Source organism: Massilia sp. YIM B02763, assembly GCF_030412015.1.
GTDB lineage: Bacteria > Pseudomonadota > Gammaproteobacteria > Burkholderiales > Burkholderiaceae_D > Telluria.
The window spans coordinates 81,056-96,586 of record NZ_JASNRD010000004.1; the positions used below are offsets into that span (position 1 = coordinate 81,056).

The following is a 15,531-nucleotide window of genomic DNA, read 5'->3' on the forward strand; positions in this document are numbered from 1 at the left end:
ACACAATTTCCCGGGTATAATAGTTGCCCAGAGGAATGAAAATATAGCATCAACGCTTATTATTTTTGTAACCAAATATGCCCAACGCCACCACTGACACCACCACGCCGCACCAGGTGCTGGACCCCTGCCTGCTGGGGCGTCCGGTGCACCTGCTGCCCCAGTTCGCGGCGCGCCTGCAGGACGACCTGGATGCTGCAATGCAGGGTAGCGCGCGCCGCTACTGGGCGGGCTGGCGCCTCGAGCAGGCCGAATTCGGTCGCGTGCCGCAGGATGCCGCACTGCGCTGGATGGCGGTCGCCGGCGCCATGGGCACCGTTTCGGTAGCGTTCGAGCGTTGTTTGCTGCTGACACTGTTGGAGCGGCGCTACGGCGGGCGTCGCGTCGCCGCAACGCCGCGGTCCGACCAGGAAGAGCGCCGCAGCGAGCGCGTGACGGCCACCGAAGAGCGCTTGAACGTCGTGTTGACGCAACAGATGGTCGATTTGTTGTATGCACGCGTCGCCGCCAGCGCCGCCATGGACGTTGCGCCGCAACCGGTGGCGGCGAATGCCCTGGGCACCGCGGCGATGCCGGGCGCGACCGGCTGGGCGGTCCAGGTGGTCGTGCGCAACGCGGACGACGAGACGCGCCGCTTCTGGATCGCGCCGGACCAGCAATTGATGGCCGCGATCCTGGGCAGCCTGCGCCCCGAACAACCCCGCACGCATGCCGCGCGCGGCCCCTCCGAGCCGCTCGCCGCCAAGCTGCAGGTCAAGCTGGATGGCCGCCTGGTCAGCAAGGAAATTACCCTCGGCGCACTGTTCGACCTTAAAGTAGGCGACGTAATCCCCGTTAACGTGGGCCGCGCCGATGTCCTGCTCGACGAGGCGCGCCTGTTCACCGCCGCCGTCGCCGAGAGCCGGGGCAAGCTCTGTTTAACCTCTTTTGAAGATGCCGAATAAATGGACATGAACCTGAACGACCAACTCGCCGCCGGCGGCGACCTGATCATCGACGACCTGGCCGGCGACGAGGCGGCCGCTCCGGCGGAAAGCCCGCGCGCCCCGCGCCTGCCGCAGATGATGCGCCGCATCCCGGTGACGCTGACGCTGGAAGTGGGCTCGGCCCGCGTCTCGCTGCAGGAACTGATGGCGATCGGTCCGGCCAGCGTGATTCCGCTCGACGCGCTGGCCGGCGAGCCGCTCGTCATCAAGGTCAACGGTGCCCCGATCGGGCGCGCCGAAGTGGTGGTCGCGGGCGAGCAGTACGGCCTGAAAGTGATCGACCTGGACGGACTCAACCTGGACATGCTCGCGCCATGATGCGTTCGACGAGCGGCGCGCGCACGCGCCGCTGGATGCCGGCGCTCGCCGGCGCCGCGTTATTCCTTCCCTTGTTGCTGGCCGCCGCCGGCGCCACGGCCGCCCCGCAGGGACCGGACGTGCTGCCGGGCGTGATCCCGGGTTCGACGAGCGGCCTGACGGTGAAGTCGCAGATCCTGGTGCTGATGACCATCCTCGGGCTGCTGCCCGTGATGATCATGATGATGACCAGCTTCACGCGCTTCGTGATCGTGCTGTCGCTGCTGCGCCAGGCCCTCGGCCTGCAGCAGGGCCTGCCCAACCGCATCATCACGGGCGTGGCGCTGATCCTCACGCTGCTGGTGATGCGCCCGGTCGGCACCCAGGTCTGGAACGAGGCCTTCGTCCCCTACGACAAGGACCGCATCTCGCTCGAGCAGGCCCTCAAGACTGCCGAAGTCCCGCTGTCGCGCTTCATGCTGGCCCAGACCAGCAAGACGGCGCTGGCCCAGATCGCGCACCTGGCCGGCGAGCCGGCCGACATGGAACCGATGCAGCGCGGCTTCACGGTCAAGATGGCCGCCTTCGTGCTGTCGGAGTTGAAAAGCGCCTTCCAGATCGGCTGCATGCTGTTCATCCCTTTCCTGATCATCGACCTGGTGGTGTCGTCGGTGCTGATGGCGATGGGCATGATGATGCTGTCGCCGCTGGTGATCTCGCTGCCGTTCAAGCTGCTGCTGTTCGTGCTGGTCGACGGCTGGACCCTGACCGTGAATACCCTGGTCAGCAGCATCCACGGCGTCTAGCGCCTTCAACGTGTATTCGTCCGCATAACGATATAAACGCATGACTCCCGATATCGCCGTCGACATCGTCGTCGAAGCCCTGCAGCTGGTGATGCTGCTGGTGATGGTGCTGGTGCTGCCCGGCCTCGTGGCCGGCGTCATCGTGGCGCTGTTCCAGGCCGCCACCCAGATCAACGAGCAGACCCTGAGCTTCCTGCCGCGCCTGCTGGTCACGCTGCTGGCCTTGATCGTGGCCGGCCACTGGATGGCGGTCAAGCTGATGGACTATTGCGTGGCCGTGTTCCAGCGCGCGGCGCAGCTGGTCGGATAGCGCCGGCGTGATCGACGTCGTCAACCTGCTGCTGCCGCTGATCGGCGCGCTGTGGTGGCCGTTCTGCCGCATCATGGCGATGCTGTCGACCGCCCCGGTGATCGGCGACGCGCTCGTGCCGATCCCGGTGCGCGCGCTGCTGGCGATGGCGCTGTCGTTCATGATGCTGCCGCTCACGAAGGGCGGCGCGATGCCGGACCCGTTCTCGCTGGCCGGCGTGGTGGCGATGTTCGAGCAGGCCGTGATCGGCGGCGTGATCGGCTTCGCGCTGCAGCTGACGATGGCGGTGGTGAACATGCTGGGCTTCCTGGCCTCGAGCCAGGTCGGCTACTCGATGGCGCAGATGAACGACCCGGTCAACGGCCAGCAATCGGACGTCGTCTCGGGCCTGCTCGGCCTGGTGGCGATGCTGGTATTCTTCGCCGTCGACGGCCACCTGGTGCTGGTCGGCGTGATCGGCCAGAGCTTCCATGCCTGGCCGGTGGGCGGCGGCTGGAATCCGCTGCTGCTGCAGGCGGTGGCGCTGAACGTGGGCTGGGTGTTTTCGGCGGCGGTGCTGCTGGCGCTGCCGATCGTGTTCTCGACGATGGTGGTGCAGATCGGCTTCGGCTTCCTGAACCGCGTGGCGCCGTCGCTGAATCTGTTTTCGCTGGGCTTTTCGCTGGTGACGATCTTCGGCCTGATGATGCTGGTGCAGGTCGTGCGCTTCGTCCCCGAACATTACGTGCAGATGACCAACCAGGTGCTGGAGATGCTGCAGCAGCAGATGAGGAATTCCCATGGCTGACGGCGGCAGCGGCGGCGACAAGACAGAAAAGGCCTCGCCCCAGAAGCTGCGCAAGGCGCGCGAAGAGGGGCATGTGGTGCGCTCGAAGGACCTGGCCACGGCGGTCGGGATCCTGGTCAGCCTGAAGCTGTTCGTGGCGCTCCTGCCCGGCTACCTGGAGTCGTTCCGCGCGCTGTTCCGGCTCGTGTACGTGCCGCTGGGCGAGGCCGGGTCGATGGAAAACGCGATGTCGGTGGTGTTCGGCGATGCCGCCATGCTGCTGGTGAAGATGGTGCTGCCCCTGCTGGGCGTGCCGCTGGCGATCATGGTGGCCAGCGTGGTGCCGGGCGGCTTCGTGTTCGCCACCAACAACCTGGTGCCGAAGCTGGACCGCTTCGACCCGCTGCGCAACCTGGGCCAGCTGGCCTCGGCCAAGCACTGGAGCGGCGTCGCCACCTCGGTCGCCAAGGCGGCCGTGCTGGCGATCGTGCTGGTGCACGTGATGCGCTCCGGCCTGTCGGCCTGGGTCGACCTGCAGCGCATGCCGCTGTCGGATGGCCTGGTCAAGGGCGCGTCGATGATGCTCGACGGGGTGATGGCGCTGGTCGCCGTGTTCCTGCTGTTCGCCATCATCGACGTGCCGCTGCAGTCCTTCCTGTTCGCGCGCGGCCAGCGCATGAGCAAGCAGGAAGTGAAGGAAGAATACAAGAGCACCGAGGGCAAGCCCGAAGTGCGCGCGCGCATCCGCCAGCTGCAGCAGCAGCTGGCGCGGCGCAACGTGAACAAGACCGTGCCGACGGCCGACGTGGTGATCGTCAACCCCGAGCACTACGCGGTGGCGCTGAAGTACGACGCCGACCGCGCCGAGGCGCCGTTCGTGGTGGCCAAGGGCGTCGACGAGATGGCCCTGTACATCAAGGCGATCGCGGCGAAGCACAAGATCGAAACGGTATCGCTGCCGCCGCTGGCGCGCGCGATCTACAACACCAGCCAGGTCCAGCAGCAGATCCCGGCGGCGCTGTACCAGGCGGTATCGCAGGTACTGAACTACGTGCTGCAATTGAATGCGTTCCGTGCAGGCCGGCGCCAGGCGCCCCCGCGGTTCCCGAATGAAGTGGCCGTGCCGGCCCATTTGAGCGAGGTAAAACCGACATGAACCAGATCCAGAGCCTGATTGCGGAGCTGCGCCGCCACAAGTACGCCACCCCGGCGTTCCTGCTGGCGCTGCTCGCCATGATCATGCTGCCGTTGCCGCCGGTGCTGCTGGACGTCCTGTTCACCTTCAACATCGTGCTGGCCCTGATCGTGATCCTGGTCTCGGTGTCGGCCAAGCGTCCGCTCGACTTCTCCGTGTTCCCGACCGTGATCCTGGGCACGACGCTGATGCGGCTGGCGCTGAACGTGGCCTCCACGCGCGTGGTGCTGCTGCACGGCCACGAGGGCACGCACGCGGCCGGCCAGGTGATCGAATCGTTCGGCAACGTCGTCATCGGCGGCAATTTCGTCGTCGGCCTGGTGGTGTTCGTGATCCTCATGATCATCAACTTCGTGGTCGTCACGAAGGGCGCCGAGCGTATCTCAGAGGTCTCGGCGCGCTTCACGCTCGATGCGCTGCCCGGCAAGCAGATGGCGATCGACGCCGACCTGAACGCGGGCCTGATCAACCAGGAAAAGGCCCAGCAGCGGCGCAAGGACGTGGCCACCGAGGCGGACTTCTACGGCGCCATGGACGGCGCCTCGAAGTTCGTGCGCGGCGACGCCATCGCCTCGATCCTGATCCTGCTCATCAACATCATCGGCGGCGTGGCGATCGGCTCGCTGATGCACGACCTGTCGTTCGGCGACGCCTTCCGCCAGTTCGCGCTGCTGACCATCGGCGACGGCCTGGTCGCCCAGATCCCGGCGCTGCTGCTGTCGGCCGCCGCCGCCATCCTGGTCACCCGCATCAGCGATTCCGGCGACTTCGAGGACCAGGTGAGCGGCCAGCTGCTGGCCCAGCCGAACGTGCTGTACTCGGCCGCCGGCGTGATGGTGATCCTGGCTTTGGTGCCGGGCATGCCGTGGTTCTACTTCATGGTGTTCGCCGCCGCCCTCGGCTACGTGGCATGGCGCCTGTCGAACCGCGTCACGCCGCCGGACAACGCCAATGTCGCCGCCATCGAGGCGGCCCTGCGCGACGAACGCGCGCCGGAACTCGACTGGCAGCAGCTGCCGGTGGTGCAGCCGATCTCCGTGGCCGTCGGCTACAAGCTGGTGCACCTGGTCGACAAAACCCAGGGCGAGGTGCTCGTCAAGCGCATCAAGGGCGTGCGCCAGAGCCTGTCGGAGCAGATGGGCCTCCTGCTGCCCGCCATTGGCGTGCGCGACGACCTGACGCTGCGCCCGAACCAGTACGCGATCGCGATCAACGGCACCGTCGTGGCCGAGGGCGAGGTGCAGCCGGATGCGCTGATGGCGATCCCGTCGCCCAATGTGTACGGGGAGCTGGACGGCATCCCGGCGATCGAGCCGGCGTTCGGCATGGCCGTCACCTGGATCGAGCCGGACCAGAAGGCGCACGCGCTGGGACAGGGCTACCAGGTGGTCGAGGTGGCCAGCGCCATCGCCACCCATACCTCGAAGGTGGCGCGCGACTACATGTCGGAACTGTTCCGCCACGAGGACGTGCCGGCGCTGATGGAACGCCTGACGGCGCTGTCGCCCAAGCTCGCCGGGGCGCTCGACAAGGCCCTCACGCATACGCAGCTGCTGCGCGTGTTCCGCGTGCTGCTGGCCGAGAACGTGTCGCTCAAGGACATCGTCGTCATCGCCACCACGCTGCTGGACAGCGCCGAAACGACCAAGGATCCGATCCTGCTGGCGGCCGAGGTGCGCTGCGCGCTGCGGCGCCAGATCGTCTCCGGCCTGTACGGCAAGAAGAAGGACATGCCGGCCTTTAACCTGTCCGGCGAGCTGGAAAACATGCTGCTCGGTTCCCTCAACCAGGCGCGCCAGAACGGCGGCGGCAAGGTCGTGCTGGACAACTACCCGATCGACCCGCAACTGCTGTCGCAGCTGCAGCTGAACATGCCGGTGGCGCGCGAACAGATGAAGCAGCAGCACACGCCGCCGCTGCTGCTGGTGCTGCCGCAGATCCGGCCGCTGCTGGCCCGCTATGCGCGCCTGTTCGCGCCGGGGCTGCACGTGCTGTCGTATAACGAGATTCCCGAGAACCGCGAAGTGTCGATCGTCGGCACCGTGGGCTGAGCGTTGAAAGAACGAATCGTTGCCTCTGCATTACAGGCCGTATCCATGTGCACATTTCAGGCGACGTCTTGGTCGACGAAGGATACGAAGCCGGGATGGTCTGCGTTGTGGTCCCGGCCGTGGTCGGCCAATCACGCATCGTCGAGGAGCATCCGATGCGTGATCAGGCTACTTGCGGAAATGGCGTGGACGGCAATAGCAGCGCCAGCTCCGCCATCGCGCGAAACACTGGCAGGCTAAGGGCATCGGCCGCCTCGGCCGAAGGCACGCGCGCATGCACGTGCCCGTCCGGCAGTGTATCGCGGAACGTCCACGCCAGCACGCGCAGGCCGGCGCGCTGCACGGCTTCCTCGAGCTGGGGCTGCATCCAGCGCAGGCGCGCCGCGGTACGCTTGTCCGATGCGTACAATTCCATCGCGATCCCATCGGCCACCGGCAACGCCTGGATGGTGACGACGGTGCCGTCGTCCAGTACCAGTTCCAGGCGCAGGGCGGCGCGGCCGCGCCGGCGCCGCTTCGGCTGGCCCGCCGCTTCGTCGTCCGCGGCGAGCACGCGCAGGTGCTGCTCGCGCGCGCCGTTGGCGTGCACGGTGAAGCGCCAGGCGTCGAGCGGCGTGGCGGGCACGTCCGGCTGGCGCAGCATGCGCGGATCCTGGCCGCTTTGCAGCAAGGCGGTGGGCAGCTGGCCCTCGCGTGCCTGTTGTTCGCGCGCCGCGACCTGGGCGCCGTAGTTGCGCACCGTGCCGCGCCAGTTCGCCGCCAATGTGGCGCCATCCTGGGTCGGCCAGACCAGCTGGCGCGACATGGCCAATTGGTCCGGTCGCATGGCCGCGCCATCCTGGCCGGGGGCCGCGTCGCCGCCCTGCGCCAGGCCCGGCGCAGGCTGGGCGGCCGGCAGCGCCAGCGCCTCGGCCTCCGCCTGCAGCAGCACGGCGGGCAGAGCGGTGGCGACGGGGCCGACGGGCGGCACGGCCGGAACCGGCACGGCGGGCGCGGGGAGGGTCGAGGTGGCGGTGGGAATCGTGAGACTGGCCATGATGTCGGCAGGTTGAAAGTAAAAAGGCCAACCGTGCGGTTGGCCTTCGAAACATTCCGGACGCTAGCGCCCGAAGCGGCCCATTACTGGAGCAGCGACATGACCATCGAGGACATGCTGTTGGTCTGCTTCAGCATCGCGGTGCCAGCCTGCAGCAGCATCTGGTTCGACGTCATGTTGGCCGATTCGCTGGCGAAGTCGACGTCCATCAGGAGACCGGTCGCGTTCTTGGTGTTGGTGCTGATGTTCGACAGGTTGTTGTACACGTGGTCGAGGCGGTTGGCCGCAGCGCCCAGACCCGAACGCAGGGTATTGACCGAGTCCAGCGCGGTGGTCAGGTTGCCGATGGCGGTGCCTGCGGCGGCGGTCAGTTCGGTGCCGGCGGTACCGGAGTAGGTGCTGACTGCGCTCGATACATTGGTCTGCACGGTCGACATGGCCGACGACAGGTCCACGTCCATGGTTTCGGTCGACGAAGCGCCGATCTGGAACGTCATCTTATTGGCGATCAGGGTGCCTGCACCCGAAGCGTTACCAACCAGCAGCGTCTTGCCGCCGAAGGTAGTATTTTTCAGGACGTTGGCCAGTTCCTTGCCCAGATCGTTGTATTCCGCCTGCATGGCGGTCTTGTCTTGGGCGGTCGACGAACCGTCGGCTGCCTGGGTTGCCAGATCCTTCATGCGGATCAGCATGTTGCTGACTTCGTCCAGTGCGCCTTCGGCGGTCTGCAGCATGGCGGTGGCGTTCTGGGTGTTGCGCATGGCCACGGCCATGCCCGAGCTCTGAGCTTTCAGGCGCGAAGCGATCTGCAGGCCGGCAGCGTCGTCCATTGCCGAGTTGATGCGATAGCCGGTCGACAGGCGGGTCTGCGAGGTCGACAGGGCCGACTGGTTACGGGTGATGGCGTTTTGTGCCGACAGTGCAGCGTTGTTGGTGTGAAGGCTCAGCATGGTTGGCTCCCTTGAATTCAGTAATCCGGCGGTCCGGTTTCGGTAATCTGTGAGATTCGTTCGAGATTGTCTCGCTCTCACAAGTACAAGACGACCGATTAAAGCCGGGCATTAAGTGCCATGCGGAAATTTTTTTAAATATTTTTTAGGCGATGTAAAGAATGCAAGGAAGGGCCCGCATGCGCCGGCACCGGCCAGCAAAAAGCCGGCGCGAGGCCGGCTTCGGAGGGGAGCGGGCGTGCGCTCACTCGGACTGCAGCGCCGCGCGGATCACCTGGCCGACCACGTGGATCTTGTCGGCATCCATGGTCTGGCCGGTCGGCAGCACGATGACGCTCGCGGCCACGGCCTCGGTGGCCGGCAGCAGCAGGCCGGCATGGGGAAACAAGGAGCGGTAGGGTTCCATCTTGTGGCAGCCGGGCCAGAAATAACGGCGCGCCAGGATGTTCTCGGCGCGCAGCGTATCGACCAGGCGGTCGCGCGGCACCGCGCAATCGGGCGCGACCTCGGCGATCACGTACTGGTAGTTGTTGCGTTCGGCCTCGTCGTATTCGACCAGTCGCACGCCCGGGATGCCGGCCAGCTCCTCGCGGTAGGCGCGGTAATTGGCGCGGTTGGCCGCGATCACGTCGTCGACGGCCTTCAGGTTCACGAGGCCCATCGCGGCGGCGATCTCGATCATCTTGCCGTTGGTACCGGGATAGCTGACCTGGTCCAGGCCGGAAAAGCCGAAGTTGCGCATCAGGCGCATGGTGCACGCCAGCTCGTCGTCGTCGGTGACGACGGCGCCGCCCTCGAAGGAATTGAAGAACTTGGTGGCATGGAAGCTCAGCACCTCGCAGGCGCCGAAGCTGCCGATCTTGCGGCCGCCGTGCGTGCAACTGAAGGCGTGGGCGGCGTCGAACATCAGCTTCAGGCCGAATTCGTCCGCTATCGCCTGCAGTTCCTCGACCGGCGCGGCGCGTCCCCACAGGTGCACGCCGATGATGCCGCTGGTGCGCGGGGTGATCATCTTGCGCACGGCGGCCGGGTCGAGCGTGTGGGTGGCCGGGTCGATGTCGGCGAACACCGGGGTGATGCCCTGCCACTGCAGCGCGTGGGCGGTGGCGACGAAGGTATAGGCCGGGACGATCACCTCGCCCTCCATGCCGAGCGCGCGGATCGCGATCTCGAGGGCGATGGTGCCGTTGCACATGGCGACGCAATGCTTCACGCCCAGGTGCGCGGCGACTTCCTGTTCGAACTGCTGGACCAGCGGGCCGTCGTTGGACAGCCAGCGGCGGTCGAAGATGTCCTCGACGTGGCGCATGAAGGCGTCGCGGTCGCCCATGTTCGGGCGGCCGACGTGCAGTTGCTCCTCGAAGGCGGGAGCGGCTCCGTTGATGGCCAGGTCGGCGCGGCGGCGGATTGATTTCACGGCGGCTTCCTCAAGAGACGGATCGGGCGGATTCAGGCACCAGTTCGGACAGCTCGACGCGCAGCGGCGCCGGCGCTTCTCCCGCGCACCAGCGCTGCCACATCTTGCGCAGCCCCAGTTCCAGGCCGGCGGCGGCCACGCCCGGATAGCCGAGCACCGACTTCAGGAAGCGGTCGCGCATGGTGGCGCGCATGGCGGCCAGTGCCGACAGGTTCTGCGACAGGAACACGCCCAGCTTGACGTAGGTTTCGTCGTCCTCGGTAATGAAGGTGTTCAGGCCCAGGTGGGTCATGAATACGGTTGCGGCATAGCTGGGATTGGTCGCACCCACGGTCGCCAGCGTCGGCACGCCCATCCACAGCGCGTTGCCCACCGTGGTCGAGCCCGTGTACGGGAACGGAGACAGGCAGATGTCGACATCGTAGTGCTGCCGCATGTATTCGTTGGTCTTTGCTCGCGGTCGAAACAGCAGGCGCTCGCGGCCGACGCCTTCGGCCGCGAACCAATCGATCAGCACGTCGTCGATGCCGGTCTGCATGCCGCCGAGCAGCATTTTGGAATCCGGAATCGCATGCAGCAGCTTCGACCACTGGGCGATGACGCCGCGGTTCAGCTTGCTCGCGCGGTGGAAGCTGCCGAAGGTCAGGTAGCCATTCTTCAGGGCCGGCAGGCCGTTGACCTCAGGTGCACCCTGTTCGGGCATGAACGCCGTGCCCATCGGCAAGCGTACGATCTGCTCGCTGAACTGGTCGTCGTAACGCCCTTCGGGCAGCAGGAAGCGATCGGCCAGGATATAGTCCATCGCCCGTAGGCCGGTCGTACCGGCATAGCCGATCCAGGTTGCCTGTACTGGCGCCGGCTTACGTGCGAAAAGTGTCAGGCGGTTCAGGCCCGAGTGACCGGAAAGATCGATCAGGATGTCGATCCGGTCTTCGCGGATCAGCTTGTCTGCCTGCTCATCGTTCAAGCCGACGATGGGACGCCAGGCCTTCACCAAGTCGCGGTTCTTCGCGGTCATCGCATCCTCGACGACGTTGTTGTAGTAGACGTAGAGCGATACTTGCTCGCTGTCCGCCATGGCTTCGAACATCGGTGTGATGAAACGCGACACCGCATGGGTGTACAGGTCGCCCGATACGAAACCGATGCGCAGTTGGCGGTGGGGATCGCGGTCGTTCGCGTGCGGTTGCTGCAACCCTCGCAGCGGAGTTTCCCAGCGTTCGCCGAACTCGAAATGCTTGCGTGTCAGTTCCGCGCCGTCGTGACAGGAATGGCTCAGCATAAACAAGGCGATGCTGTGGTTATAGGGAGAAGGTTCGAGGTCCAGCATGCGCCAGGCCAGTGACACGGCTTCTTCCCACTCACCCATGGTAAACAGCGCATGGGCCAGATTGCGCAGCGCAGTCATGTTGTCGGGTTGGAGTTCGACGGCGTGGCGCAATATGTCCAGAGCGGACGTCAGGTCGCCACGAACCTGCTCGGCGCCGCCGAGGTCGGCCAGCACGGCCGCGTCGTCCGGCCTGAGTTCGCGTGCCCGTTGCAGTGAAATGGCAGCGGCATCCTTCTGCTTGAGTGCCTGATGCGCCAGGCCCATCTGGTGGTGGGCCTTGAAGTGGTTTGGACGGCGTTCGACAGCGGCGCGGTAATGCTCGATCGCGTTGTCGTAACGGTGCAGGGAATGTAGCAGGAAACCAAGGTCGTAATGGGCATCCACATGGTCGGGGTCCAGTTCGACGACCCGCTGCAACATCCCGATGGCTTCCTCATTCTTGCCTTGGCGGTGCAGCACGGCGACCAAGCTCAATAGCATGGCCGTATTGTCGGGAGCCAGTTCGGCGGCACGGCGTGCGCTTTGCTCGGCATCGATCGGATGGCCTGCGCGCAACAGGGTATCGGCCAAGCCCTTGTGCACGTCGGCAGTGTCCTGGAAGCGCAGCGCCTGACGATAATAATCCTGGGCCGCATCCAGTTCGCCGAGTTCCAGCATGGCTGCTCCTAGGACCGCATGCAGCCCCCTGAATTTCGGATTCAGTTCGAGCGCGCGGCGTACGCCGGCGGCGCCCTCGGCCAACTCCCCTTGCCTCAGCAGGGCAATGCCAAGCAAGGCATGGGCGTTCGCGTCGCGCGGGTTCATCCGGACTGCGCGGCGGTGCTGTTCGATCTCGTTGGTAGGGCGGGGTACGGCGATGGAATTCATGAGGAACCTTGCGTGCGCTAAAGATCGGCAATCACTGTCGTCGGCAGTGGGCCATGCGATTGGAATTTCTTTGCGGAAATACTCTCCGTTGCGATTTTAAATGCACGGCGGGGCGAAGTGGCGGATTTGTTGCGGATAGCACGACAAATTTTTGGATTCGTTAGCAGAAGATAATCGCTTTACCGCCAAGCGCCATGCATCCGGGACACCGCCGTCCCGCGGCTTGCGCATGGCCTTCACGCCCGCTCGGCGGATGGTCTACAATGCAGGGTTCGACCATCGCCGAATACCCCATGAAATCAGAGGCTTACAAAAGCAGGCGCTTGAGCGTGGCGCCCATGCTCGACTGGACCGACCGCCATTGCCGCGCTTTCCATCGCCAGATCACGCGCCATGCCTGGCTGTACACCGAGATGGTGACCACCGGGGCGCTCGTCTACGGCGACGCCGAGCGCCACCTGCGCTTCGACGACATCGAGCATCCGGTCGCCCTGCAGCTGGGCGGCAGCGATCCGGCCGACCTGGCCAAGAGCGCGAAGCTGGGCGAGCAGTGGGGCTACGACGAGATCAACCTGAACTGCGGCTGCCCGTCCGAGCGCGTGCAGAAGGGCGCGTTCGGCGCCTGCCTGATGCAGGAACCGCAACTGGTCGCCGATTGCGTCAAGGCGATGCGCGACGCCGTGTCGGTGGACGTCACCGTCAAGCACCGCATCGGCATCGATTACCAGGAAGAATACGGTTTCGTGCGCGACTTCGTCGGCACCATCGCCGACGCCGGCTGCCGCACCTTCATCGTCCACGCCCGCAATGCCGTGCTCAAGGGGCTGTCGCCGAAGGAAAACCGCGAGATCCCGCCGCTGCGCTACGCCGTCGCCTACCAGCTCAAGCGCGAATTCCCGGACCTGGAAATCATCATCAACGGCGGCATCAAGACGAACGACGAAATCGCCGTGCACCTGGAACACGTCGACGGCGTGATGGTCGGGCGCGAGGCCTATCACAACCCCTATGTGATGGCCGGCTGGGATGCGCGGTTTTACGGCGACGACGCCCCGGTCAAGTCGCGCGAGGAAGTGCTGGAAGCGATGATCCCCTACATCCGCCGGGAACTGGAGCGCTACGGCCCGCTGGGCTTGAAGCTGAACAGCATCACGCGCCACATGCTGGGCCTGATGGCGGGCCTGCCGGGCGCGCGCGGATTCCGCCAGGTACTGTCCGACTCGCGCAAGCTCACCGTCGGCGATCCCGAACTCCTCCTCGAAGCCGCCGGACGCCTGCGCCAGGCAGCCTGATTTTTCTCCCTTCTTTCCCGCCGATCGCATGACGGTGACGCCCTTCGCGTCGCCGTCGTGTTCAACTTTCGCCACACTTTGTTACTTATTGTTGCAGGTGTGAAATGCTTTTCGTAATTGCTCTTGCTCAATGGAAAGAAGAGAACCATAATCGGGGTTCTTCTCGGCAAATGACTGCTTGTCATATTGTTGTATAGGAATTGTATTGTTGTTGTAACGAAACATTCCTGTTGTTGTGCATGGTTTCTGTCTGCGAAGACGCTTTTGTTTTACCTCGAAGAGATACGCGAAGTCCATGGAAGATGGGCTCTCCGTGATAACACGGCAGCCGCCAAGCGGATCCGAATAATTGAAACAGGGAAGATAGGGAATGAATCTTGCAAACATGAAGGTCGGCGTGCGCCTGGGCCTGGGCTTTGCCCTTGTGCTGGTACTGCTGGTCATCGTCACCGTGGTCGGCATCGTGCGCATGGCGCAGATCCAGAACCGCCTGGACCACGTGGTGAGCGTCAGCAACGTCGTGAACCGCCTGGTGGTCGACATGCGCCACAACGTCAGCGAGCGCGTCGCGTCGCTGCGTACCCTGACCCTGATGACGGATCCGGCCGACATGGAACCGGAACTGGCCCGCTTCAAGGATGAAACCGCCAAGTACGACGCGCTCCAGCAAAAACTGAGCGCCAAGTTCGCGGAAGAAGCATCGGATCAAGAAAAAGCCCTGTTGAAACAGATCAAGGAAGCGGAAAGCGTCGCCATGCCGGCGATCGCCAAGGCCTCCGAACTGTACCTGGCCAATAATGCCATGGACGCGACCCGCGTCATGATCAAGGAAATCCGCCCGGCCCAGAAGAAATGGCTGGAAGCGCTGGACCAGCTGGGCGCGATGGAAGACAAGCAGAACGCCCAGACCAAGGCCGACGCGGAAGCGCAGTTCTCGAATGCCCGTAACTTCATGCTGGTGCTGCTGGCCGTCGCCGTCGCGATCGGCATCGCCGCCGCCACCTTCATCACCCGCGGCCTGCTCAAGCAGCTGGGCGGCGAACCGGAATACACCGCCAAGATCGCCGGCAGCATCGCCCACGGCGACCTGTCGATCGCCATCGAGACCGACGCCACCGACCGCGGCAGCCTGCTGACCGAGATGAAGCAGATGCGCAACAGCCTGGTCGACATCGTCAGCCAGGTCCGCCGCGGCACCCATACCATCACCACCGCATCGCGTGAAATCGCCGCCGGCAACGCCGACCTGTCCTCGCGTACCGAACTGCAGGCCAGCTCGCTGGAAAAGACCGCGTCGACGATGGAAGAACTGACCTCGACCGTCAAGCAGAACGCCGACAATGCCCGCGAAGCGAACCAGCTCGCCGCCGCCGCCTCCGACGTGGCCCGCAAGGGCGGCGCCGTGGTGTCGCAAGTGGTGGGCACGATGGGCGAGATCAACAGCTCGGCCAGCAAGATCGCCGACATCATCGGCGTGATCGACGGCATCGCCTTCCAGACCAACATCCTGGCGCTGAATGCGGCCGTGGAGGCCGCCCGTGCCGGCGAGCAGGGCCGCGGCTTTGCCGTCGTGGCATCGGAAGTGCGCAACCTGGCCCAGCGCTCGGCTGCCGCCGCCAAGGAAATCAAGACGCTGATCGGCGACTCGGTCGAGAAGATCAGCCGCGGCTCGAAACTCGTCGGCGAAGCCGGTGTGACGATGGACGAGGTGGTCGACAGCGTCAAGCGCGTGACCGACATCATGAGCGACATCGCCGCCGCCAGCGCCGAGCAGAGCGCCGGCATCGAGCAGGTCAACGTGTCGATCATCGAGATGGACGGCATGACCCAGCAGAACGCCGCGCTGGTCGAACAGGCCGCCGCCGCCTTCCAGAGCCTGCAGGACCAGGCCGCGGAACTGCAGCGCGTGGTCAGCATCTTCAAGCTGGCTGCCGGCGAAGAGCCGGTGGTCGAGCCGGCACCGGCGGCGTCCGTGTCCACGGCAGTCGTGGCGCGTGCCCCGGCAGCGCGTGCGGCCCGCCCGCAGCTGAAGAAGCCGGTCGCAGCCAAGGCTGCGCCGCAGGAAGAACAAGGAGACGAGGCGCCGGCAGCGAAGGCGCAGACTTCGAAGAAAGTCGCTGCGGCCGCCGCCAGCGACGATTGGGAAGAGTTCTGAGCCGCCAGGCTCGCTAGATCCGCCGGCGTTCGCGCCGGCATTTAAAAAAAACTTTATTTTTCAGGGGAAACTA

General features: G+C 65.2%; 13 protein-coding genes. 9 read left to right on the top strand and 4 right to left on the bottom strand.

What is annotated here, in order from left to right; genetic code table 11:
* The first annotated feature begins 77 nt into the window (after window positions 1-77).
* From QPK32_RS07930 to flhA, 7 genes are read left to right on the top strand one after another with little or no spacing between them, the layout of a single operon-like run.
* Window positions 78-944: a FliM/FliN family flagellar motor C-terminal domain-containing protein gene (locus tag QPK32_RS07930; RefSeq protein ID WP_290412252.1), complete on the top strand. Its 867-nt coding sequence runs from the start codon at window positions 78-80 to the stop codon at window positions 942-944.
* Window positions 945-1,304, top strand: a complete 360-nt coding sequence (locus tag QPK32_RS07935; protein WP_290412253.1) for a FliM/FliN family flagellar motor switch protein — start codon at window positions 945-947, stop codon at window positions 1,302-1,304. It abuts the gene before it with no gap.
* The gene (gene fliP / locus QPK32_RS07940; protein ID WP_290412254.1) at window positions 1,301-2,089 is read left to right on the top strand and encodes a flagellar type III secretion system pore protein FliP; all 789 of its coding nucleotides are present in this window, start codon (window positions 1,301-1,303) and stop codon (window positions 2,087-2,089) included. Before QPK32_RS07935 ends, fliP begins: the two co-directional genes overlap by 4 nt.
* Before the next feature lie 40 nt (window positions 2,090-2,129).
* Window positions 2,130-2,399 carry a flagellar biosynthesis protein FliQ gene (fliQ, locus tag QPK32_RS07945; RefSeq protein ID WP_290412255.1) on the top strand — a complete coding sequence of 90 codons (270 nt, stop codon included), beginning with the start codon at window positions 2,130-2,132 and terminating at the stop codon, window positions 2,397-2,399.
* Between the two features lie 7 nt (window positions 2,400-2,406).
* Window positions 2,407-3,186, top strand: coding sequence for a flagellar biosynthetic protein FliR (gene fliR / locus QPK32_RS07950; protein WP_290412256.1), 780 nt, complete (start codon window positions 2,407-2,409; stop codon window positions 3,184-3,186).
* Window positions 3,179-4,321, top strand: coding sequence for a flagellar biosynthesis protein FlhB (locus tag QPK32_RS07955; RefSeq protein ID WP_290412257.1), 1,143 nt, complete (start codon window positions 3,179-3,181; stop codon window positions 4,319-4,321). The genes fliR and QPK32_RS07955 overlap by 8 nt, the downstream gene beginning before the upstream one ends.
* Window positions 4,318-6,411, top strand: a complete 2,094-nt coding sequence (gene flhA, locus QPK32_RS07960; protein ID WP_290412258.1) for a flagellar biosynthesis protein FlhA — start codon at window positions 4,318-4,320, stop codon at window positions 6,409-6,411. Before QPK32_RS07955 ends, flhA begins: the two co-directional genes overlap by 4 nt.
* Window positions 6,412-6,574: 163 nt before the next feature.
* Here flhA and QPK32_RS07965 read toward each other — a convergent pair whose 3' ends face one another.
* The 4 genes from QPK32_RS07965 to QPK32_RS07980 all read right to left on the bottom strand — a co-directional run bounded on the left by QPK32_RS07965 (window position 6,575) and on the right by QPK32_RS07980 (window position 12,011).
* Entirely contained in the window at window positions 6,575-7,447 is an 873-nt protein-coding gene (locus QPK32_RS07965; RefSeq protein ID WP_290412259.1) for a hypothetical protein, read from the bottom strand.
* Window positions 7,448-7,530: 83 nt separating this feature from the next.
* Window positions 7,531-8,397 carry a flagellin gene (locus QPK32_RS07970; protein ID WP_290412260.1) on the bottom strand — a complete coding sequence of 289 codons (867 nt, stop codon included), beginning with the start codon at window positions 8,395-8,397 and terminating at the stop codon, window positions 7,531-7,533.
* Between the two features lie 244 nt (window positions 8,398-8,641).
* Window positions 8,642-9,814 (bottom strand): DegT/DnrJ/EryC1/StrS family aminotransferase, encoded by a 1,173-nt coding sequence (locus QPK32_RS07975; protein ID WP_290412261.1) that lies wholly within the window; start codon window positions 9,812-9,814, stop codon window positions 8,642-8,644.
* A 10-nt stretch (window positions 9,815-9,824) separates the two neighbouring features.
* Window positions 9,825-12,011 (bottom strand): tetratricopeptide repeat protein, encoded by a 2,187-nt coding sequence (locus tag QPK32_RS07980; RefSeq protein WP_290412262.1) that lies wholly within the window; start codon window positions 12,009-12,011, stop codon window positions 9,825-9,827.
* Between the two features lie 293 nt (window positions 12,012-12,304).
* Here QPK32_RS07980 and dusA point away from each other — a divergent pair, with 293 nt between their 5' ends.
* Together dusA and QPK32_RS07990 are read left to right on the top strand one after the other, a co-directional pair.
* Window positions 12,305-13,303, top strand: a complete 999-nt coding sequence (gene dusA / locus QPK32_RS07985) for a tRNA dihydrouridine(20/20a) synthase DusA (protein WP_290412263.1) — start codon at window positions 12,305-12,307, stop codon at window positions 13,301-13,303.
* 370 nt (window positions 13,304-13,673) lie between these two features.
* The gene (locus QPK32_RS07990) at window positions 13,674-15,458 is read left to right on the top strand and encodes a methyl-accepting chemotaxis protein (RefSeq protein ID WP_290412264.1); all 1,785 of its coding nucleotides are present in this window, start codon (window positions 13,674-13,676) and stop codon (window positions 15,456-15,458) included.
* Window positions 15,459-15,531 lie beyond the last annotated feature (73 nt).

Bases quoted from the DNA above. Each gene is read 5' to 3' on its own strand.
- QPK32_RS07965 (WP_290412259.1), bottom strand. From the start codon at position 7,447: ATGGCCAGTCTCACGATTCCCACCGCCACCTCGACCCTCCCCGCGCCC.
- fliQ (WP_290412255.1), top strand. From the start codon at position 2,130: ATGACTCCCGATATCGCCGTCGACATCGTCGTCGAAGCCCTGCAGCTG.
- QPK32_RS07935 (WP_290412253.1), top strand. From the start codon at position 945: ATGGACATGAACCTGAACGACCAACTCGCCGCCGGCGGCGACCTGATC.
- QPK32_RS07930 (WP_290412252.1), top strand. From the start codon at position 78: ATGCCCAACGCCACCACTGACACCACCACGCCGCACCAGGTGCTGGAC.
- QPK32_RS07980 (WP_290412262.1), bottom strand. From the start codon at position 12,011: ATGAATTCCATCGCCGTACCCCGCCCTACCAACGAGATCGAACAGCAC.
- fliP (WP_290412254.1), top strand. From the start codon at position 1,301: ATGATGCGTTCGACGAGCGGCGCGCGCACGCGCCGCTGGATGCCGGCG.
- dusA (WP_290412263.1), top strand. From the start codon at position 12,305: ATGAAATCAGAGGCTTACAAAAGCAGGCGCTTGAGCGTGGCGCCCATG.
- flhA (WP_290412258.1), top strand. From the start codon at position 4,318: ATGAACCAGATCCAGAGCCTGATTGCGGAGCTGCGCCGCCACAAGTAC.
- QPK32_RS07955 (WP_290412257.1), top strand. From the start codon at position 3,179: ATGGCTGACGGCGGCAGCGGCGGCGACAAGACAGAAAAGGCCTCGCCC.
- QPK32_RS07990 (WP_290412264.1), top strand. From the start codon at position 13,674: ATGAATCTTGCAAACATGAAGGTCGGCGTGCGCCTGGGCCTGGGCTTT.
- QPK32_RS07970 (WP_290412260.1), bottom strand. From the start codon at position 8,397: ATGCTGAGCCTTCACACCAACAACGCTGCACTGTCGGCACAAAACGCC.